The organism is Bacillus sp. V2I10, from assembly GCF_030817055.1.
Lineage (GTDB): Bacteria > Bacillota > Bacilli > Bacillales > Bacillaceae > Bacillus_P.
Genome location: NZ_JAUSYV010000001.1, coordinates 3,732,296 through 3,751,493 on the forward strand (window position 1 = coordinate 3,732,296; position 19,198 = coordinate 3,751,493).

Here is a 19,198-nt window from a genome sequence, read left to right on the forward strand (position 1 = left end):
TTATCAGCGGCTTTTCCCATTTTTCACAATAAATCTGCGGCGAGCTGCGCAAGACCTGAGCGCTCTCCCTTTACTAATCTTACATGACCCGCTATATGCTGATCCTTAAACTTCTCAACAACATAGGTTAACCCATTATTGTATTCATCAAGGTAAGGATGATCAATTTGTTCAGGATCCCCCATTAAGACAATTTTGCTTTTTTCCCCTACTCTGGTCAAAATCGTCTTAACTTCGTGTTTTGTTAAATTCTGGGCTTCATCGATAATAATGAACTGCTCAGGGATGCTTCTTCCCCGAATATACGTGAGGGCCTCTACTTCAATTGATCCCATGCCTGCTAAAATGGCATCCAGCTCACCAGGTTTTTTCGCATTAAAAAGATATTCTAGATTATCATAAATCGGCTGCATCCAAGGCCTTAATTTTTCCTGTTTTTCACCAGGCAGATAGCCAATATCCTTCCCAACAGGAACAATTGGCCTTGCAACGAGCAATTTTTTAAAAGTGCCTAAATCTTCTGTCTGCATCAGACCTGCAGCTAAAGCGAGCAGCGTTTTCCCGGTGCCTGCTTTTCCAATTAATGTGACAAGAGGCATGTCATTTCTGAGAAGCAGCTCCATCGCCATCGTCTGCTGAACATTTCTTGGCCGAATCCCCCATATGTGATCGTGATCAAAAACGAGTCTTTTTACCTTTTTCCCGGTTTTATCCACGGTTCCTATCGCAGAAGCAGAGCCGCCAAGCGAATTTTTCATAATGACAAATTGATTCGGATAAAATGGATGATTTGTCACCTCAGACAAAATCAATTCATTTTTCTCATAAAATCGATTCATATCATCACCGCTTATATACAAATCAAGATATCCCGTATAGATTCTGTCAATTTCAACGACCCTGTCACTAAGAAAATCCTCTGCAAGCAGTCCGATTGCATCAGCTTTTACCCTGACCAGCGTATCTTTGCTCACTAAAATGACAGGTCTTCCGTTTTCCGCTGTTTCCTCTTCAATTGAAAGATTTTTCGCTACTGCAAGAATGCGATTATCATTTGTTTTTTCTATAAAAATCTCCTGAAGTTCATGAAAAGAGCGATGATTCAGCTCAATCCTTAAAAAACCGCCGCTTGGCAAAGGGATTTTTTCATGAAGCTTTCCAATCAGCCTTAGGCCATCAATCAGTTTGGAAACATGTCTTGCATTTCGTCCTATTTCATCCATATACCGCTTTTTTGAATCGACCTCTTCAAGAACGACTGCCGGAATCACTACTTCATTTTCTTCAAAAGAAAAAATGGAATTCGGATCTTGCAGTAAGACATTCGTATCCAAAACATAGATTTTACTCAACCTTCCGCCTCCTACCCAGTTCAGGTTTTTATAGTGTACTGCACTTATAAGTCAGACTAAGATAATCAAGCTGTAATTGAAGCGTTGCTAAAATATATGAAATGGTGCATAAAGATAGAAGATTTATTAGACAATAAAATTAAAAAGCATGGTCTAAAAAGGAGTGATTTCATGCGCAACTTTGTTTTTTCAGCACTGTTTATTCTGCTCGCTTTAACAGCATGCACAGTGAATCAGGGCTCTCAGGGAGACACACCCGAAGATCACAACGGAAAGCCCATTAATGTCAGAAACACAGTAAATGAACCAGTGGAAAAAAAATCAGGTGAACAGATTTCTAAGCGCCTGGTCAATCTTGCAGGACGTGTTCCAGGAGTAAATGACGTCAGCGCAGTTGTTCTAGGCAGGTATGCAGTAGTAGGCATTGATGTAAATTCTGAACTTGACCGCAACAAAGTCGAATCCATTAAATATGCTGTTGCTGAAAGCATTCAGCATGATCCATATGGAGCAAACGCGGTGATCATTGCTGATGCGGATACAACAGTCCGACTGCGGGAAATGGGTAAAGATCTTCAGCAGGGACAGCCAGTTGGAGGCATTCTTGACGAGCTTGCCGCAATAGTAGGCCGCGTCATGCCTGAAATTCCAAATGATATGCTGAATAATAATAATAATAATCAAAACAGACCAACGGAACAAGATAACGATCAGCTGAATGAAAAGGAGCAAAAAGAGCTTGATCGTGAACAGGAAGATCAATCTCAGGATCATTTAAATCAAAACTGATGACCAAATGCTCGGAGTCCAAGGATAAAAAATTGCACTTAAAAAAAGCTTAGAGCGTATCTGTTCTAAGCTTTTTTCATTGCTTCTAAAACCTGGCTGTCAAGCTTTGCTGCTGCTTTTTCATCATATGTTTTTTCATATCCAGGTTCAGCTGAAATTTTTGAGCCGTAAAACATCACATCTCGGACTTCAGAAATGTTAAGCTCAATTAATGCAAGTTTTAACGGGACTCCCCCAAGCTTTTCAATTTTCACATGGGCATTTCCATTAATAGAATATGTAGACTCATTTGCAAGCAGCGTAATGGCCGCAGCCGGATGCTTTTTGACGTTTTCAACGATTCTGGAACGATTGTCAACAGCCAGGTAAACCCGTTCTAAATCGGGTGCATACACCCATGAAACGGCTGATACATTCGGAGATCCTGTTTCATGATCAAGAGTTGCAAAAACAGCAAATCTTTCTTTTTGGAGATTGTCAAACAAAGGCTGAATCAATTTTGTTTCTACCTTATTAGCCATTTTCTTCCCTCCATTAAAGTTGTATAATGCTATCATACCTTTTTTTATTTTTGTTTCCAACTGTAATATCACACAGAAAAACGAAACCGCCTGTTTAGCGCGGGCAGACAGATAAAGATTACCCGGAAAAGTCCGGTTTTGATTTTTTTGGGGAAGCCGTTCTGGCCGAGGAATTAGGCGGTGGAGCTGGACATAAAGAAAAGCGGAACTGCCTGTTTAGCGCAGGCAGAAAAACATATATACAGTAGCGGTTCATAAATCACAAATCAATTTTATCAGCCGGCTTCAGAATCTTTTCAACCTGTATTGACAATAAAAGTTTATCTAAGGTTTATTCACCAAAACTAAAAAAGAAACTTAATTAAATGTAATTATCATAAAAGAATAATGAGGTGTACCATGAGAGTAAAATGTGTTTTATGCGATAAAGTCGAAACCATTAATGACGAAACGCTTCAGGCTAAGAGGCTGAGAAACCGCCCGATCCATACGTATATGTGCAATGAATGCGATCTGAGGATTGAAAATCGGACGATTGAACGGGCAAACACGGGTAATTTCAGATTGTACAGAGATAAAAAAACAGAGGAAAACTGGTAGTTGTTAAACGGGGAGCTCTTATTGGCCTGTTCAGCGGTATTGTTCTTGGTCTTTTTCTGAAATTCTCTGAAATAGTCAGTGAAGTGAAAGTGTATGTGCTTTTACTTAACATTGATTTTATTTACAGAGAGCCTCTCCCTGAGCTTTATGAATTTGTTCTTCATTTAGCTGTTGCTGTTGTTATAGGAATTCTGTATATTTTCACTTTGAACATTTTTAATATCTCAGCTATTCTGATTAAATGGCTGACATCATTTGTGCTTACTCTGCCGGCCATATTATTATATTTGCCTTTAACTATACTTGCCGTAAGAGAGACACCGGCAATTAACGACTTTGAAGCGATTGCCTGGTGGATATTAGGTCACATCCTGTTTGCAGCTGTAATGGCTGCCTCAGCTCAAATTATGCACAAAAAAACACCTCATTAAGAGGTGTTTTTATTTATAATTCACATATTTTTCAGGTTCTGCTTCAATTTGATCAATCATGCTGTCAATTAATTCTGCCGGAAATCTGAATGATTTAGACTCGCCATTCAGTGTGAAGCTCACAAGATACATGACTTCATCTTTATGAACTTGAACATCGTTTAAATCATGGTTTTCCTTCAGCAATTCATCAAACAGCCTGAATGTATCACCTGCAGCAGTATCTTCAGGACGGGCATCCGCTACAACTTTAATGGAAAGCCAATTATAAAGAGAGTCCTGAAGTGATCTCATGTTGCGGCATTCCGCTCAGCTTTTTTGGACTGATGCAGACGGATCTTATAGATGATTAAGATGAGTGCTGCAACAATGAGTCCTTCAGCGACAGGAAGAAATGCACCTAAAAAGGTTAAAACTGTACACCCGAACATTAAGAACAAATAGATGACAATTGCCTTTAGAAGAGGCAGCTTTTTAGCAAACCCCAGCTTAAATACGACAATTGATAATCCGAGAATGACCAAGTATAAAATATTTGCCCCCATTTGAGTATCAGGTTCAGTTGCTGTATAGATGGAATACGCAACCGGCCACATACTTTCGTAAACGTTCATCCCGTGTTCCCCTCCATTGCATGTCTAGGGTTATCTCTTACAGCAAGCCAGCTAATTTTTTCTTCTTAGCTTGTTTTTCACGCTCATTCTTATCAAGAATTTTCTTTCTCAAACGGATTGATGTTGGAGTAAGCTCACAGTATTCATCATCGTTCAAGTATTCAAGAGATTCTTCAAGAGACATGATGCGAGGTTTTTTCATAGTATTTGTTTGATCCTTGTTTGCAGAACGGATATTCGTTTGCTGTTTCATTCTGCAAATGTTAACAACAAGATCGTTTTCACGATTGTGCTCTCCAACGATCATACCCTCATAAACATCTTTACCAGCATCCAGGAAGATAATGCCACGGTCTTCAACGCCTTGTATACCATAAGTTGTTGATTTTCCGTTTTCCATAGAAATCAGCACGCCTTGACGACGTCCGCCAACTTGACCTGGCTGCATTGGCTGGTAGCTGTCAAATGTGTGGTTGATAATACCGAATCCGCGAGTGATTGACATGAATTCTGTTGAATAGCCTATTAATCCGCGTGCTGGCACATTGAAAATTAAACGGACTTGACCATTACCATTATTAATCATGTCAAGCATTTCACCTTTACGGGCACCGATAGATTCCATAACAGAACCTGTATGTTCTTCCGGTACATCAATTTGAACACGTTCAACTGGCTCACATCTGACTCCATCAATTTCTTTAACGATAACTTCTGGTTTAGATACTTGCAGTTCGTAGCCTTCACGACGCATGTTCTCGATTAAAATAGAAAGATGAAGCTCACCGCGGCCTGAAACAATCCAAGCGTCAGGAGATTCCGTGTTTTCCACACGCAAACTAACATCAGTCTGTAATTGAGACATTAAACGCTCTTCAATTTTACGTGAAGTGACATATTTTCCTTCGCGGCCTGCAAATGGACTGTTGTTTACAACAAATGTCATTTGAAGAGTCGGCTCATCGATACGAAGGATTGGCAATGCTTCCTGATGTTCAACCGGGCAGACTGTTTCCCCTACGTTGATATCTTCCATTCCGGAAACAGCAACTAGATCTCCTGCTTTTGCGCTTTCAATTTCAACGCGTTTTAAGCCTTGGAAACCGAATAATTTTGTTACACGGAAATTTTTGAAAGAACCGTCAATTTTCATTAATGAAACCTGCTGGCCAACTTCCATCTTTCCGCGGAATACGCGGCCGATTCCGATACGTCCAACATAATCATTGTAATCAAGAAGAGCTACCTGGAATTGAAGAGGCTCATCTGTGTTATCAACAGGAGCTGGAATGTTCTCAACAATAGAATCAAACAATGAAACCATGTTTTCTTCCTGATCTGCAGGGTCCGGGCTTGTGCTTGCTGTTCCATTCATAGCTGAAGCAAAAATAACCGGGAACTCAAGCTGCTCTTCTGATGCATCAAGTTCAATAAATAAGTCAAGAACTTCATCCACTACTTCCTCTGGACGGGCAAAATCACGGTCAATTTTGTTAACTACTACGATAGGCGTTAAATTTTGCTCAAGTGCTTTTTTAAGCACAAAGCGTGTTTGAGGCATACAGCCTTCATAAGCGTCGACAACAAGCAATACGCCGTCAACCATTTTCATGATGCGCTCAACTTCGCCGCCAAAGTCGGCATGTCCTGGTGTATCCATAATGTTGATGCGTGTATCTTTATAATTAATTGCCGTATTTTTTGCTAAGATCGTAATTCCGCGCTCGCGCTCTAAATCATTGGAATCCATCGCTCTTTCAGCAACTTGTTCGTTCGCACGGAACGTACCTGCCTGATGAAGCATTTTGTCGACTAGAGTCGTTTTTCCGTGGTCTACGTGGGCAATAATAGCAATGTTTCGAATATCATTTCGAAGTTTCACATTTTCATCTCCTAAAAAATTAAAATAACCTTATGTATTATACCACAAACTTTTATAGAAAAAAGGAATCATTTTATGTAAACTAATAAAAGGGACAAAATTTGCTGTCCAAACGGTTCTTGAAAGGGATGAAATATCAGATGAAATCTGGAAAATGGGTCTTCTTTCTTTTAGCATTCATTGCAGCTGCCTCGATGGTAAGCGTCGGCATAGCGGTTGGTGAAAGAAGTATTTTAGGCATAGTGATCTCTATTATTGCCATTATTGCGGCAATGGGATTTGGATTTGCTACAAAAAAGAAAATGCGGGATAAAGGAATTCTTTAACAAAAGCCTGGGCTCCGAGTCCCAGGTTTTTTCACATTAAAAAACCCCTAAATAAGGGGCTATACAGGTTTTACAGTGATTATATATTCTTTGCCTTCAGAATCTTTTTCTGATTTAAGCTGTTCAAATCCGCATCCCCCTAAAAACTTCAGCCAGTCCAGCCTCGAAGCCGGACAGCCAGCGAATACTGCTTTATGGCCATCGCCTTTTAATTGTGCCGATATCTGCTCGATCATTTTCATACCGAGACCTTGATTACGGTGCTTGGGATGAATCAGGACCGTTCCAATCCACGGTTTCTCATTGGAAGGAGCCCAGTTAAGATGAAAGGAGATGCCAATTTTTTCTGCTGACTTCATCCAAATGAGCCAAGTGCCGTTATACATTTTATATGATGTCATGTATTCTTCTGCCTGATCTGGCCTGCATTCCTCTTCATGCCAGGCTTCGCTTGCTGAAATCAGCTCTGCAAAGAAAGGATAATCTTTTTCTTCAAATAAACGGTAATTCAGCATCTACTTATGCAGATAATCCTTTAGAATAGTGGAGTGAATCCCTTTTTTTGCAACGAAAATACTGTTTTGTCCAATCAGATTTATTTTTTCACCATCTAATGTCGTTGCTTTAGCCCCAACTTCATCGAGTAAAATCAGACCGGCAGCAAAATCCCATGGAGCAAGTCTCAGCGTAATATAAGCATCAAGCCTTCCTGATGCAACATAGGCAAATTCTAGTGTGGCAGAACCATATGACCGTGTTCCTCTGACCGCTTTTGCAACTGGAACTAATAAGTTATGATCAAATCGTTTATTTTCCATGACCCATGTTGCATTCAAAGCAATCACAGCCTGGTTTAAAGGAACATCCTTCAGCTCGGGGAGTCTGTAATCATTCATATAGGCTCCTTTGCCCTTGACTGCATGGTATAGCTCGTCATGAACAACATCATAGATCAGACCGACTTGTCCTACCCCATCTTCATAAATTCCGATTGAAATGGCGAAATTCCTTTGCTGATGAACAAAATTCATTGTTCCGTCTATCGGGTCCACAATCCAGACAATTCCTTCTAAAGATTGTATGTCGTGACCAAATCCTTCTTCCCCAAGGATCCTGTGCTCCGGGTATGTTTCATTAATTTTCGAAATGAAATATTGCTCGGTTTCTTTATCCATATTGGTGACAAGATCATCCGGATTAGATTTTGACTGGATCTGCAGCACATTTTGAAAAGACTGTCTGATCGTTTCTCCTGCCGCGTAAATCCATGTTTTTGCATCACTTTCGATCTTAGACCAATTTGCCATGTATAAACCTTCTTTCTATGTAGGTAAGCTATTTATATAAAATAAGAATAACGCAAGGAAATTATGGAAAGCAAGCAAATGGCGCACTCATCTGCCCAAAAATCAGCTACTCAGATAAAAACGAACCCTTATGCGAGGTTCGCTTTGTATGCTGCATTTAAGCCTGCAGTCTGAGCCATTCTTTTCTTAGTCTCTCAAGCTTCCGTTTGCATTCATTCTTCTTTGTTTCATCTTTTTCGCTCATGGCGTCATAAAGGGTGGCCAATTCGTAATCTAATTCAAGTTTCAGCACCCCAATACGATTATCCGATTCCTTTTGTCCAGTAGTTTTCACAATTTGCTTCATCTTTCTACCGCCCCTTTCAAATATTGTCTATAATTGTTAACCAGCGACTTTTCATTTGGCGTAATTTTCTGATATTTTTATATATGATATGAAACTTGAAAATAGGATGCAACTTGGAAGTGAAAATTGTGTATTTACCTATTATTTAGTTAATACCACATTTTCATAGTGTCGAAACGTGCAAGTTTCTTTCGGATATGCTGGCTGATGTGCTAAAATGGTGGCATGCAACGTGATCAGGAGGTAGTAAGAAATGGACTTCAAAGGATTTACAAATGAAGATTTCGATGTTTTTAAAATTGACGGCTTAGATGAGCGAATGGAAGCATTAATTCATACAGTAAGGCCAAAGCTTGAGCAGTTAGGTGAAAAATTTGCCTCAGAACTCTCAGGAATGACGGGGGATGAAATGTTTGCACATGTTGCAAAGCACGCACGCCGGTCGGTTAACCCGCCTAAAGATACTTGGGTTGCATTCGCAAGCAATAAGCGCGGATATAAAATGCTTCCCCACTTTCAAATCGGCTTATGGGAAACTCACGCCTTCGCCTGGTTTGCGGTTATTTATGAGTCTCCTGTAAAAGACCAATACGGAGCCGAGCTTGCAAAAAACTGGACCAGGCTGCGTTCACATATCCCCGACCATTTCGTCTGGTCGGCGGACCATACAAAACCGGAAGTATCTGTTCAAAAAGACATGAGCCAAGAAGACTTCCAAAAAATGTTTGAACGCCTTGAAAATGTCAAAAAAGCTGAATTATTATGCGGAATTAAAATTGACAGAGAAGATGCCGTTAAAATGAGCGGAAAAGAATTTACAGACAAAATGGAAGAAACATTTAAAACGCTGCTTCCTCTTTATACTATTGCTCAAAAGGCTGCTGTGTCATAAAAAATACACAAAAGGACGGGATGAACCCGTCCTTTTACATTTTAATTTTATCAGCATCGCTGCTTTCTCTGCTTTTTTTAATGGCGCGGTAAGAAGAATACCCGCTCATTTCTTCAAAATCATCACAGAGATTCTTCTCTTCTGCTTTGCTTGGGACAATCTCTTTGAATCTCCGGTATGCTTTCATCAAGTCTTCCCGGCTGATCCCGCTCTCATATGCTTTTTCAATCGATTGGAAAAATGCAATCACATCAATGATTTCATTTGTGCTCCAATCAGGCTGAATCGGATATTGATAATCCATTGTTCCTCACCTGCCATTTCCTGCTTGATTAGTTAGTTAACTCCATCTTTGTCTTATTTCGCCGGCCTCAGTTATCATCCTCGAGAGAAGCTGTTCAACGCTCGGTACGTCGCGGATTAAGCCTGTAACTTGTCCGGCCCACGCAAAACCATTGTCAATCATACCATCATATATGTATCTTTTGTTAGCATGGCCGCTAATATAATCTTTTAACTGCTCATAATCAGCTTGTTTTTGCTCCATCTCCAATATTTTAGCTGTCCAAAGTCCCGCTAGTGCTCTAGCCGGCGCTCCAATACTGCGTTTAATGACAACAGTATCCCGTTCTGAACTGTTTACAAGGGCATGTTTGTATTCTGAATGCGCATGTACACATTCTTGTGTAGCAATAAACCTCGTTCCCATTTCAATTCCTTCTGCTCCGAGACTGAGTGCAGCCATCAATCCCCTGCCGTCACCAATTCCTCCGGATGCAATAACAGGAATGGACACCGAATCAACCACTTGGGGTATTAAAACGAACGTTCCGGTGTCATCTCTTCCAAGGTGGCCTCCTCCTTCATGTCCTACAACCATAACAGCGTCTGCTCCAAGTTCTTCTGCTTTTTCAGCTTGCCTTCTGGCAGCCACCAGAACAAGCTTTTTTACGTTTGTTCCTTTTAATTGATCAAAGATAGCGGAAGGATTGCCTCCTGTCATTGAAATGACAGGTACTTCTTCTTCAATTGCCACATCCAGCAGATCTGAGAATGGTCTTCCGTGCTGGCCGACCGCAAAATTCACACCAAACGGCTTATCTGTTTTTTTGCGGACTTTTGCAATCTCTTCCCGAAGCAGTTCAGGTTCTCCAAGAGACATCGCTGTTATTTGGCCCAGTCCGCCTGCGTTTGATACAGCAGCTGCCAAATCAGAATATGCAAGGTATGCAAGTCCTCCCTGAATAATTGGGTATTGAATGTTTAAAAGCTCTGTAATTCTAGTCTTCCATTCCATTTAAAAATCCCCTTTCTTTGATGCACATGAAATCCCTTGTGATATTCAAATTCTCTTTTTCTGTTTCAACTCCTTTTTTTAAAGGCAATAAAAAAAGGCAGCTCAGGCTGCCTCAAAAAATTAAGAACTGATTTTAGCTTCCTGATGAAAAAACAGTCTTGACGGATTGATCTCAAGCATTGTTCGGATGTTTTCTTCAGGCACCCCCTGCTCCCGAAGCTCAGGGATAATATTTTCAAAAAGGTGGGCAGGGTGCCAGTTTTTCAGTTTTTCCTGTATCACCTCAGGCAGAATTAACGGCCGTCCCACCCAATGATTAACTGTGTCATGAGACAGCATGATTTGATCTGTGTAGCCAAGGGATACTAATTTGATAAGGGTTCTTATTCTTTCGTCATCGTTCGGAGCCCCTACCATGCCCTGTATGCCAAACCTGTCAAATGCGATGAATGCTCCTTTTTCCAAAACCTTCACATGATAATCTGTATCCCTATTGCCGCACATGTGGCCAATCACTATTTTTTTAGGATCACATCCAAGATCAATCAATAATTCCACTTGATCAGGCCCCATTGTTCCTTCTTGTGTATGCGTCAGGATGACCGTGCCTTCCTCTAGGTGTACCCTTGCAGCGGCTTTAAAGAACATTCGTTCATATTCGGTAATGACACCTTTGCTTGAAGCAAGCTTGATAATACCGGGCTTTATTCCGGTATTCCTGATTCCTTCTGTTATTTCCTTCTTAAACATTTCATATATTTCTTCTTCAGCTGTACCGAGTCCCTGCCTGAATTTAAAATAAGGAGTTGCACCTTCTCCCTCATAATAAAAACCTGTTGCGCACACAATTTGCAGTCCTGTACGTTCAGAGATTTCCTTTAATAGTTCAGGGTTTCTGCCGCATTCATTCGGAGTTGGATCGACCACCGTGTCAACCCCAAAGCTCAAGAGCTGAAGGGCAATGGTAATGCCTGTCTCAAGAGCATCCTGTTCATCAAATCCCCCAAGAGAGTCATCACCGTGGAATCCGGGATAGCCAAATACAAAATGTTCATGAATTAATGTTTTGCCAAGCTGATTGGCTGCTATTGGCCCAGTAACTGTTTCAACCATATGTTTCATTCTCTCACCCCAAAACCTTTTGTTTTTCTTCTTCCTGGAGCTTTCTCCACAGCAGTTTTCCGCTTGATGTCATTGGCAGGCTTTTTCTGAATTCAATGAGCCTTGGATATTTATAAGCTGCCATTTTTTCTTTTGCCCAGTTCACGATTTCATCTGCATCGATTCTACCTTCAAACTCTTTATTTAATATGATAAATGCTTTAACAGTTTCACCCCGTCTTTTATCAGGAACTCCTACGACGCATGCCTGCTGGACGGCAGGATGCTGATACATTACACCTTCAATCTCCGTCGGCCACACTTTGAATCCTGATGCGTTGATCATCCGTTTGACACGGTCCACAATGAAGTAATAGCCCTCCTCATCACGTTTGCCGATATCACCTGTTCTGAAGAACTTTTTGCCCTCAATATCAATAAAAGACTTTTCATTTTCCTCTTCGCGATTATAATAGCCGAGGAAAATCTGCGGGCCGTAAACAACAATCTCTCCTTCCTGACCTGTTCCAAGCTCCGTTAGATGAACTGGATCGATTACTCTTGCATCCACATCAAACGATGGAATACCAAGACATTGGAGCTTAGAACGGTCAGGCGGATTGAAGTGAGTCTGGGCAATTGTCTCTGACAGCCCATATCCTTCAATAAATTTGAGACCGGTCATTTTATACAGCTTTTCTCCTACGGCCGCAGGGAGAGCTGCTCCTCCTCCGGCAAGGTTCATCAAGGATGTCATATCTTCCTTTACAAGCGCGGGATTTGCCAAAAAGTCAATCAGCATCGTGCTGATGTTAATCCAATGTGTCACTCTTAAATCGCGAATGATTTTTCTTGCATATTCCCTGTCCCATCTAGTCATCATCACGACTGTTGCTCCTGATAGAATAGGTATATGCATGCTGTGAACCATTCCTGTCACATGAAAAAGAGGCAAAGTTGCCAAGCAGATCGCGTCAGAAGTAGCGTTCAGCCAATGATAGCCGCCAAACGTATTAGCCTGAACTGTCCGATGCGTATGCATGCATCCTTTTGGCAGTCCGGTTGTGCCGGAAGTGTAAGGCAAAACAGCCAGATCATCTGCAAGAGAAGTCATTTCAGAAGGTGCAAATAATCCCTGCACAGCATCTTTCCAGCTCATATGATCATGATTTAAAAGCTCAACCGCTCCTTTTTTTACCTCTTCCGGGATGTCCTCATTCAGAGAATCTGGAGAAAGATAATCAGAGTAAGCAGCGACAATAACATTTTTCAGTGTGGTTGAATCAAAAACAGGCTGTATTCGTTCGTAAAGCTCCTGTCCAATAATACCTGTCTTTATCTGGCAGTCATGAATATAAAACCTGAGTTCCTCTGCCGTATTCATAGGATTTATCGGAACAACAACCCCGCCAGCTCTCAGAATGGCATAATAACCGATGACAAACTGAGGGGAATTTTGTACGAACAACAGGACTTTTTCTCCCTTGGCAACGGATAATTTATTTTCCAGAAACCCTGCAAGCGAATCAACCTCACGCATTAAATGCCTGTATGTAATTTCTGCACCATAATAATAAATCGCTGTTTTTTCAGGGTATCTCCTCGCCGAAATTTCCAGATTGTCATAAAGCGTCGTTTCGGGAACTGTTAACGTATACGGGACTCTTACCGGCCAATGTTCAAAATGAGATTGAATCATCGTTATCACACCTCTTCTCCTTTATTGGTAACGCTTACAATTTAATTTCTAACTTTTCTGATAAATACCTTTTTCTAATTAAACTATTTTTTAAAATTCTGATCCAGGTAATGAAATAGAGTTTCCCTAAAGATAACCGGGAAACTCCAGCTGTTACTTTTTGATATTGACAAGCTTTCCATCTTCTACGGCATAAATGGAAGTTTCCCAGTCAAATCCATTGTTTTCAATGCCTGTTAAATGCCAGACCATCTGCTCGTCCTCTAGGGTTTTAATACCTTCCTCCATGTTTTCCATGATTTTAGCCGGGTCTGAGACAGTGCCTGCAGCCTGCATCGCTTTTACAGCTACATGCAGAGCCTGATAGTTAAAAGCACTCTCTGCAGTAGGAATCCCATCACTCACTTCAGCATATTTATCAACAAATGCCTGTCCGCCAGATGCGTCACTTTCTTTAATAGGAAGCGTCCCAATCGCACCTTCAAGCATCTCATATCCGCCTAACACCGGCTCCATTTCTTCAAATTTCGCCTGATCCATCACCATAATTCCCCCTTTAAAACCAAGCTCTCTTGCCTGCTTGATTAAAAGAGCCGTTGGCTGAGATGGCCCGCCGACAAATAGCACGTCCGGCTTTTCTTTTAAGGCATTTGTCATGATTGTGAAGAAGTCTGTTTCTTTGCTGAAATCGACTGAGCCGTCAAACACGATTTCCCCGCCTTTTTCTTCCCAAACAGGCTTAATAGTATCGGTCCAATCTTTTCCGTATTGAGTAGCTGTAGGTATTAAAGCAAGCTTCTTCCCAAAACGCTCCATTTGATAGTCTGCAAACGGCTCTGGATAGGCATCATATGCCGGAGGAATGCTCAAGGTCAGCTTATTTCCCTGCTCCTGAATTTTAGGCTCACTCGTATAGGCACCGATAATGAAATTTTCCTGCTGATTAAACACTTGTGTTGCAAAAACACCTCCGCTATGAGGAACGAACACGATTGGAGTTTTGTTTTCCTGAACAAGTCTTCGTGCGTTTGTTCCTGTTTCATTCGGCAGATATTTGTCATCAAGGGAAACAATTTTCACTTTGTATTTTTTTCCGTCTACTTCAAATCCCTCTTTATTGATTTCATCAGCTGCCATAGTTAAACCTCTTAATGTATTTTCCCCGTAGAATGCAGCGGGGCCTGATAGAGGACCGCTAAAGCCAATATTGACCGTTCCATCTTTTGATCCTGATTCTCCCGATGTGGTTGACGATTCACTTGAATTGCATGCTTGGAGCCCGAGGATGGAAATGGACAATCCAAGTACTAGACCAATTTTTTTCAGCGATTTCACATTGATTCCCCCTATTTTTCATTTTTCCGCCTTCACTATTCATGAAGGGTATGATCATGCGCCTATGTAAGCACGCTTAATCTCTTCGTTATCAAACAGCTCATCTCTTGAACCTTCCATTACAAGCTGTCCGCTCTCCATGACATACCCTCTTGATGAGATTGAAAGAGCGGCATGCGCATTTTGTTCAGCAAGCAAAATGGTGGTGCCGTTTTTATGGATTTCCTCTATGACTTTGAACATTTGGTCAACGATAAGCGGTGCAAGTCCAAGCGACGGTTCATCAAGAAGCAGGATTTTCGGGTGGGACATGAGTGCACGTCCGATTGCAAGCATCTGCTGCTGTCCTCCGCTTAAAGAACCTGCTGCATCTTTCCTTTTATCAAATAAAATCGGGAAGAGAGCATAAATCTCATCAAGCCGCTTTTTGACCATTTCCCTTTCCTTGCGGTGACTGTAGCTGCCCATTTTCAAGTTTTCAAAAACGGACATTTCAGGAAAAAGCTTTCTGCCCTCCGCACACTGAACAATCCCGGATCTGACCAGCTTATGAGGAGGTTTGTTCTGGATTTCTGTTTCATTAAATAAGATCTGGCCAGCTGAAGCTTTATTCAGCCCTGAAATTGTATTGAATAATGTGCTTTTACCGGCACCATTTGCACCAAGGATTGTGACAAGCTCGCCTTGTCCAATCTCCATTGACACATTTTTAAGTGCCTGATAGCGACCGTAATAGACATCAATATGTTGAAGCTTCAGCATAGGCATGTCCTCCTAAATAGGCTTCAATGACATTCTGATCCGCCTGAATATCCCGAGGCAGACCTTCAGCAATTTTTTTCCCATGATTCAGGACCATCACTTTGTCAGCGAGACTCATGACCATTTTCATCTTATGTTCTATGAAACAAACGGTATAGCCATGGTTTTTCAGCTTAAGAATAAGCTGTGACAATCCATCCGTTTCGTCAGGATTTACACCCGCTGCAGGCTCATCCAGCAGCACAATTTTCGGTTCAGTTGCAAGTGCGAGAGCAATGGCAACCCTTTTTTGTGATTCCTGGGTAATAGAAGAAGCAACTTCTCCTGCCAAATGCTCGATGCCGCAGAAAAATAGAGCTTCCATCGCTTTGTCATAACATGCTTTTTGTTCTGTTTTTTCCCTCCTGCTGTTAAAAATGCCGTCGAATAGATGAGCTTTCGTCCGGAGGCGGTAACCGATCAGAACGTTATCAATTACGGTTGAATCTGAAAACAAATTCGTCGTTTGAAACGTTCTGCCAATCCCGAGCTTCGCCATTTTTGCCGGTTTGGCTGCAGTTACATCTTTCCCTTCAAAGTGAATGCTTCCTGATGTTGGGCGATGAAAACCGCTGATCAAGTTCAAGAACGTGGATTTCCCTGCCCCATTCGGCCCGATGATGGCGGTAATCTTTCCTTGTTCAATCGCGAGGTCAACGTGATTCACTGCCGTTAAACCGCCAAAGGATTTAGTCAATTGATTTATCTCGATCAGCATCAGCCTGCCTCCTTCACTTTCTCTTTTACAGGTGCTGTCTTACGGCTTAGCAAAAACGTTTTTAAAGTATAATAGCTGCCAACAAGCCCTTTAGGATAGAAAAGCATGATCAATACAACAATCGGACCAAAAATCAGCATTCGGTACTCTTCCAAAAATTGAAGTGATTGGGTGACAGATACAATTAAAAATGTTCCCAGAACCGGCCCTGTCATTGTTCCGATTCCGCCGACAAGCAAATACATCAGCATTTCAAACGTCACCGTGATGGCTGAAATATCCGGCCCGAGAAAACGGATAAAGCCTGCATAAAGAACTCCCGCAAGCCCAGCAAAAAATGCAGATAGAACAAATGCCAGCAGCTGGTTCTTCATAATATTGATGCCGATTGTTTTTGAAAGATCTTCACTTCCGCGGATCGCTTGCAGCGTTCTGCCAAAAAGAGAATCTTTTATTCTTTTAACAACAAGGATGGTTCCAAGTAAGAAAAGCAGAATGAAGTAATATTGGGATTCGATTGTCTCAAACGTAACCGGACCGATCGGAGACGGAACAGGAATGCCGATAAGACCTCTGACTCCCCCTGTCACCTCGTCCCATTTATCAATCGTCAAATAAATAATGAAACCGACACACATCGTGTAGATAGCAAAAAAGTGATGTCTCGTCCTCAGAGCGATCAAACCAATTAAAAAACTTAAGCCTACCGTAGCAGCCAGAGCCGCAATAAAGGCAATCCAGAAATTCATTTGATAAGTAGCAGTTAAAATGCCGAGAGTATATGCCCCGCATGCAAAAAAACCGGCGTGTGCAAGCGAGAGCTGCCCTGTAAAACCAGAAATAATATTTAGTCCGTAAACCGCTATCGACCAAATCATCACAAGAATGATAATTTGCTTGTGATAGTGATTTTGAGAAAGGAGCGGGAATAAGACGGTGATCAGCAGGATACCCAGCAGCACAAGTCTTTGAATCTTCACGTGCGTGCCCCCTTTGAAAATAATCCTGTTGGCTTAATCGTTAATATAGCTACTAAGAGAAGAAAAGCAATCATATCTTTGTAGTCATTTGATAAATAAGTCGCTCCAAGGCTTTCTGTTAAACCAAGGAGAAAGCCTCCGACAATTGCCCCTGGTATACTCCCCATACCTCCGATGATAATAATGACAAAAGCTTTCATAATAACCAGACTCCCCATCGTTGGAAAGACAAGATTAATAGGGGAAGCAAGCGTTGCAGCGGCAGAAGCAAGACCCGCTGCAATAGCGAATGTAAGCATTGCGACCATGTTTGCATTTATTCCTACTAAAAACGCCCCTTCCCTATTTTGCGACATGGCCACAATCGAGGCGCCTGTCATCGACTTTGTCAGGAAAAAATGCAGAGCAAGCATTAAAAGGATGGAAGATACGACAATCAAGATCCTCTGCTGGGTCAGGGTTAATCCGAAAACCTCCACGACTCCTGAAAAAGGAGTTGGCATTTGTTTATAATCTGTACCCCATATTAGATGAGCCAATGATTCGAAAAAGAGCATAAGTCCAATGGCAGCAACCATGACCCTCATTGGGTTCACATTTCCTAAGAATTTAAACACAAACTGTTCGCATAAAATCCCTAACACGGCTACAATAAGAATGGACAAAATCATGGCAGCCCAGTAATTAATACCGTACTGTGTCATGAACAACAGGCTTACATATGCTCCGATAGTATAAAATGCTCCGTGAGCAAAATTCGGGATATGAAGAATGCCAAAAACAAGCGTTAATCCTAAAGCAACTAAACTGTAAACGCTTCCAATTGTGACCCCGTTAAATAATTGCTGAAGTAATAGTTCCATTGCGGGCCCCCTTACTTATTTTTTATCTGAACAGGCGAAAAGCTGAAATGACTCGTCCCTTTTTCAATGTGTCATTTTTTATGAAGTCATGTTTATATCAGAAGTGAATGTTTCAGCATATAGGCGGATTAAGTAGAAGGATTTGCAGATTGTAATGGAAAAAAGAAGGGCCGTTTCGTACACCGGCGGGCCCCATATTAGTTTGAGAGAATACCTTACTATTGCACATTGATAGCAAGCGAAAGCGACCATCTCCTCGGCCAGAACAAATCAGCAGGATAAGTCAAACCCGGACTTTTTTTGCAGGATTCTTATCTGCCATGCCCTGAGCTAAACGGGCGATTCCGCTTTTCTTTTTTAAGGAACTAAAATCAGTTTCCCTTTTGTTTGCCTTCCCTGGAGCATCTCATGTACTTCTTTCGCACTTTCCAAAGGATAGACGCCCCCGATTGTCAGCTTTAACTCTCCATTTTGAAGATAGCCGAGCAGGTCTGACAGACTTTGTAAATATAACTCTTTCTTTCTCATAATCTGCGGAAGGAAAAACCCGATGACAGACAGATTTTGTGCCATGAGTGAAGAAGGGTATAGCCGTGATTGTTCACCGCTCGCTACTCCATAGATCACAAGACGGCCAAACGGCGCCATGCATGATAATGTTTTTCTGAAAACATCGCCTCCAGCCATTTCAAGGGCTACATCTACACCTTTGCCTCCAGTCAGATGAAGAACTTCCTTTTCCCAGCCTTCTTGAGTATAATCAACCGCTTCGTCTGCACCCATTTCAATGGCAAGGCTTCTTTTTTCAGGGGTGCTCGCCGTTGCGATGACTTTAGATGCTCCAAATAGCTTTGCAAGCTGTACGGCAATTGTCCCAACTCCACCTGCAGCTGCATGTATCAGAACGGTTTCTCCCTGTTCAATCCGCCCCATTGTTTTTAAAATGTGATAAGCACTGAGCCCTTGAAGAGGAAGCGACACCGCTTGTTTAACATCCACACCGCCTGGAACAGGAATTAATCCCTTTTCTTCAGCTACAGTGAACTCCGCATAGCCTGTGGCTCGGCTGGATCCAAGAAGTGTGACGACTTTATCTCCTTTTTTAAAGCGGGTGACATCACTGCCGATTTCCTCAACCGTTCCCGCCACCTCTGCACCCGGAACAAACGGGAGAGGTGTATCAATCACATATTGTCCTTCCCTCCTCGCCGTATCTGCATAGTTAACTCCGATTGCTTCTATTTTAATTAAAACTTCCTTTGCTGCAGGCTCCGGAACTTCCATTTCCACCACTTTTAAAACCTCTGGACCGCCGTATTCTTCTAATTGGATCGCTCTCATCAT

General features: G+C 41.7%; 23 protein-coding genes. 5 read left to right on the top strand and 18 right to left on the bottom strand.

What is annotated here, in order from left to right; genetic code table 11:
• Window positions 1-23 precede the first annotated feature (23 nt).
• Complete coding sequence (locus QFZ72_RS18830; RefSeq protein ID WP_307436313.1) at window positions 24-1,352, bottom strand: PhoH family protein; 1,329 nt, start codon at window positions 1,350-1,352, stop codon at window positions 24-26.
• A gap of 171 nt (window positions 1,353-1,523) precedes the next feature.
• On the opposite strand from QFZ72_RS18830, the gene QFZ72_RS18835 reads away from it, so the two are divergent.
• The gene (locus tag QFZ72_RS18835) at window positions 1,524-2,141 is read left to right on the top strand and encodes a YhcN/YlaJ family sporulation lipoprotein (protein WP_307436315.1); all 618 of its coding nucleotides are present in this window, start codon (window positions 1,524-1,526) and stop codon (window positions 2,139-2,141) included.
• Window positions 2,142-2,206: 65 nt separating this feature from the next.
• On the opposite strand, the gene QFZ72_RS18840 is transcribed toward QFZ72_RS18835, so the two are convergent.
• Window positions 2,207-2,662, bottom strand: a complete 456-nt coding sequence (locus tag QFZ72_RS18840) for a pyridoxamine 5'-phosphate oxidase family protein (RefSeq protein ID WP_307436318.1) — start codon at window positions 2,660-2,662, stop codon at window positions 2,207-2,209.
• 399 nt (window positions 2,663-3,061) lie between these two features.
• Between QFZ72_RS18840 and QFZ72_RS18845 the strand changes: the two genes are divergently transcribed.
• Both QFZ72_RS18845 and QFZ72_RS18850 read left to right on the top strand, forming a co-directional pair.
• Window positions 3,062-3,262 (top strand): YlaI family protein, encoded by a 201-nt coding sequence (locus tag QFZ72_RS18845; protein ID WP_223441976.1) that lies wholly within the window; start codon window positions 3,062-3,064, stop codon window positions 3,260-3,262.
• A gap of 95 nt (window positions 3,263-3,357) precedes the next feature.
• A complete protein-coding gene (locus tag QFZ72_RS18850) occupies window positions 3,358-3,693 on the top strand; it encodes a hypothetical protein (protein ID WP_307436322.1) in 336 nt (111 codons plus the stop codon).
• 9 nt (window positions 3,694-3,702) lie between these two features.
• Here the strand turns inward: QFZ72_RS18850 and QFZ72_RS18855 are convergent, their stop codons facing one another.
• The 3 genes from QFZ72_RS18855 to typA all read right to left on the bottom strand — a co-directional run bounded on the left by QFZ72_RS18855 (window position 3,703) and on the right by typA (window position 6,189).
• Window positions 3,703-3,987 carry a hypothetical protein gene (locus tag QFZ72_RS18855; RefSeq protein WP_307436326.1) on the bottom strand — a complete coding sequence of 95 codons (285 nt, stop codon included), beginning with the start codon at window positions 3,985-3,987 and terminating at the stop codon, window positions 3,703-3,705.
• The gene (locus QFZ72_RS18860; protein ID WP_223443309.1) at window positions 3,984-4,238 is read right to left on the bottom strand and encodes a YlaH-like family protein; all 255 of its coding nucleotides are present in this window, start codon (window positions 4,236-4,238) and stop codon (window positions 3,984-3,986) included. The genes QFZ72_RS18855 and QFZ72_RS18860 overlap by 4 nt, the downstream gene beginning before the upstream one ends.
• 106 nt (window positions 4,239-4,344) lie before the next feature.
• Window positions 4,345-6,189 (bottom strand): translational GTPase TypA, encoded by a 1,845-nt coding sequence (typA, locus tag QFZ72_RS18865; protein ID WP_307436328.1) that lies wholly within the window; start codon window positions 6,187-6,189, stop codon window positions 4,345-4,347.
• Window positions 6,190-6,329: 140 nt separating this feature from the next.
• On the opposite strand from typA, the gene QFZ72_RS18870 reads away from it, so the two are divergent.
• On the top strand, window positions 6,330-6,515 hold the full coding sequence (locus QFZ72_RS18870) for a YlaF family protein (protein WP_307436330.1): 186 nt from the start codon (window positions 6,330-6,332) through the stop codon (window positions 6,513-6,515).
• Between the two features lie 59 nt (window positions 6,516-6,574).
• Here the strand turns inward: QFZ72_RS18870 and QFZ72_RS18875 are convergent, their stop codons facing one another.
• The 3 genes from QFZ72_RS18875 to QFZ72_RS18885 all read right to left on the bottom strand — a co-directional run bounded on the left by QFZ72_RS18875 (window position 6,575) and on the right by QFZ72_RS18885 (window position 8,168).
• Entirely contained in the window at window positions 6,575-7,030 is a 456-nt protein-coding gene (locus tag QFZ72_RS18875; protein WP_307436332.1) for a GNAT family N-acetyltransferase, read from the bottom strand.
• Entirely contained in the window at window positions 7,031-7,822 is a 792-nt protein-coding gene (locus QFZ72_RS18880; protein ID WP_307436335.1) for an inositol monophosphatase family protein, read from the bottom strand.
• Between the two features lie 157 nt (window positions 7,823-7,979).
• Window positions 7,980-8,168, bottom strand: coding sequence for a hypothetical protein (locus QFZ72_RS18885; RefSeq protein WP_307436338.1), 189 nt, complete (start codon window positions 8,166-8,168; stop codon window positions 7,980-7,982).
• 253 nt (window positions 8,169-8,421) lie between these two features.
• On the opposite strand from QFZ72_RS18885, the gene QFZ72_RS18890 reads away from it, so the two are divergent.
• Entirely contained in the window at window positions 8,422-9,060 is a 639-nt protein-coding gene (locus QFZ72_RS18890) for a YktB family protein (RefSeq protein ID WP_307436341.1), read from the top strand.
• A gap of 34 nt (window positions 9,061-9,094) precedes the next feature.
• Here the strand turns inward: QFZ72_RS18890 and QFZ72_RS18895 are convergent, their stop codons facing one another.
• The 10 genes from QFZ72_RS18895 to QFZ72_RS18940 form a co-directional block, all read right to left on the bottom strand.
• Entirely contained in the window at window positions 9,095-9,364 is a 270-nt protein-coding gene (locus tag QFZ72_RS18895; protein ID WP_252205013.1) for a UPF0223 family protein, read from the bottom strand.
• 36 nt (window positions 9,365-9,400) lie between these two features.
• Complete coding sequence (locus tag QFZ72_RS18900) at window positions 9,401-10,357, bottom strand: NAD(P)H-dependent flavin oxidoreductase (RefSeq protein ID WP_307436345.1); 957 nt, start codon at window positions 10,355-10,357, stop codon at window positions 9,401-9,403.
• 120 nt (window positions 10,358-10,477) lie between these two features.
• Complete coding sequence (locus QFZ72_RS18905) at window positions 10,478-11,479, bottom strand: phosphotriesterase family protein (protein WP_307436347.1); 1,002 nt, start codon at window positions 11,477-11,479, stop codon at window positions 10,478-10,480.
• A gap of 4 nt (window positions 11,480-11,483) precedes the next feature.
• Window positions 11,484-13,157 carry a long-chain-fatty-acid--CoA ligase gene (locus QFZ72_RS18910; protein WP_307439862.1) on the bottom strand — a complete coding sequence of 558 codons (1,674 nt, stop codon included), beginning with the start codon at window positions 13,155-13,157 and terminating at the stop codon, window positions 11,484-11,486.
• Window positions 13,158-13,310: 153 nt separating this feature from the next.
• Window positions 13,311-14,492 carry an ABC transporter substrate-binding protein gene (locus tag QFZ72_RS18915; RefSeq protein WP_307436350.1) on the bottom strand — a complete coding sequence of 394 codons (1,182 nt, stop codon included), beginning with the start codon at window positions 14,490-14,492 and terminating at the stop codon, window positions 13,311-13,313.
• Window positions 14,493-14,546: 54 nt separating this feature from the next.
• Window positions 14,547-15,254, bottom strand: a complete 708-nt coding sequence (locus tag QFZ72_RS18920; protein WP_307436352.1) for an ABC transporter ATP-binding protein — start codon at window positions 15,252-15,254, stop codon at window positions 14,547-14,549.
• Complete coding sequence (locus QFZ72_RS18925) at window positions 15,232-16,011, bottom strand: ABC transporter ATP-binding protein (RefSeq protein WP_307436355.1); 780 nt, start codon at window positions 16,009-16,011, stop codon at window positions 15,232-15,234. Before QFZ72_RS18925 ends, QFZ72_RS18920 begins: the two co-directional genes overlap by 23 nt.
• Window positions 16,011-16,991, bottom strand: a complete 981-nt coding sequence (locus QFZ72_RS18930) for a branched-chain amino acid ABC transporter permease (RefSeq protein WP_307436357.1) — start codon at window positions 16,989-16,991, stop codon at window positions 16,011-16,013. The genes QFZ72_RS18925 and QFZ72_RS18930 overlap by 1 nt, the downstream gene beginning before the upstream one ends.
• Window positions 16,988-17,854 carry a branched-chain amino acid ABC transporter permease gene (locus tag QFZ72_RS18935; protein WP_307436360.1) on the bottom strand — a complete coding sequence of 289 codons (867 nt, stop codon included), beginning with the start codon at window positions 17,852-17,854 and terminating at the stop codon, window positions 16,988-16,990. The genes QFZ72_RS18930 and QFZ72_RS18935 overlap by 4 nt, the downstream gene beginning before the upstream one ends.
• Window positions 17,855-18,211: 357 nt before the next feature.
• Window positions 18,212-19,195: a quinone oxidoreductase family protein gene (locus QFZ72_RS18940; protein WP_307439864.1), complete on the bottom strand. Its 984-nt coding sequence runs from the start codon at window positions 19,193-19,195 to the stop codon at window positions 18,212-18,214.
• Between the last annotated feature and the right edge of the window lie 3 nt (window positions 19,196-19,198).

Excerpts from the sequence above, each read along its gene's own strand:
- QFZ72_RS18835 (WP_307436315.1), top strand. The coding sequence starts at position 1,524 with ATGCGCAACTTTGTTTTTTCAGCACTGTTTATTCTGCTCGCTTTAACA.
- QFZ72_RS18840 (WP_307436318.1), bottom strand. The coding sequence starts at position 2,662 with ATGGCTAATAAGGTAGAAACAAAATTGATTCAGCCTTTGTTTGACAAT.
- QFZ72_RS18845 (WP_223441976.1), top strand. The coding sequence starts at position 3,062 with ATGAGAGTAAAATGTGTTTTATGCGATAAAGTCGAAACCATTAATGAC.
- QFZ72_RS18855 (WP_307436326.1), bottom strand. The coding sequence starts at position 3,987 with ATGAGATCACTTCAGGACTCTCTTTATAATTGGCTTTCCATTAAAGTT.
- QFZ72_RS18860 (WP_223443309.1), bottom strand. The coding sequence starts at position 4,238 with ATGGGGGCAAATATTTTATACTTGGTCATTCTCGGATTATCAATTGTC.
- QFZ72_RS18870 (WP_307436330.1), top strand. The coding sequence starts at position 6,330 with ATGAAATCTGGAAAATGGGTCTTCTTTCTTTTAGCATTCATTGCAGCT.
- QFZ72_RS18875 (WP_307436332.1), bottom strand. The coding sequence starts at position 7,030 with ATGCTGAATTACCGTTTATTTGAAGAAAAAGATTATCCTTTCTTTGCA.
- QFZ72_RS18880 (WP_307436335.1), bottom strand. The coding sequence starts at position 7,822 with ATGGCAAATTGGTCTAAGATCGAAAGTGATGCAAAAACATGGATTTAC.
- QFZ72_RS18885 (WP_307436338.1), bottom strand. The coding sequence starts at position 8,168 with ATGAAGCAAATTGTGAAAACTACTGGACAAAAGGAATCGGATAATCGT.
- QFZ72_RS18890 (WP_307436341.1), top strand. The coding sequence starts at position 8,422 with ATGGACTTCAAAGGATTTACAAATGAAGATTTCGATGTTTTTAAAATT.
- QFZ72_RS18895 (WP_252205013.1), bottom strand. The coding sequence starts at position 9,364 with ATGGATTATCAATATCCGATTCAGCCTGATTGGAGCACAAATGAAATC.
- QFZ72_RS18900 (WP_307436345.1), bottom strand. The coding sequence starts at position 10,357 with ATGGAATGGAAGACTAGAATTACAGAGCTTTTAAACATTCAATACCCA.
- QFZ72_RS18905 (WP_307436347.1), bottom strand. The coding sequence starts at position 11,479 with ATGAAACATATGGTTGAAACAGTTACTGGGCCAATAGCAGCCAATCAG.
- QFZ72_RS18910 (WP_307439862.1), bottom strand. The coding sequence starts at position 13,157 with ATGATTCAATCTCATTTTGAACATTGGCCGGTAAGAGTCCCGTATACG.
- QFZ72_RS18920 (WP_307436352.1), bottom strand. The coding sequence starts at position 15,254 with ATGCTGAAGCTTCAACATATTGATGTCTATTACGGTCGCTATCAGGCA.
- QFZ72_RS18925 (WP_307436355.1), bottom strand. The coding sequence starts at position 16,011 with ATGCTGATCGAGATAAATCAATTGACTAAATCCTTTGGCGGTTTAACG.
- QFZ72_RS18935 (WP_307436360.1), bottom strand. The coding sequence starts at position 17,854 with ATGGAACTATTACTTCAGCAATTATTTAACGGGGTCACAATTGGAAGC.
- QFZ72_RS18940 (WP_307439864.1), bottom strand. The coding sequence starts at position 19,195 with ATGAGAGCGATCCAATTAGAAGAATACGGCGGTCCAGAGGTTTTAAAA.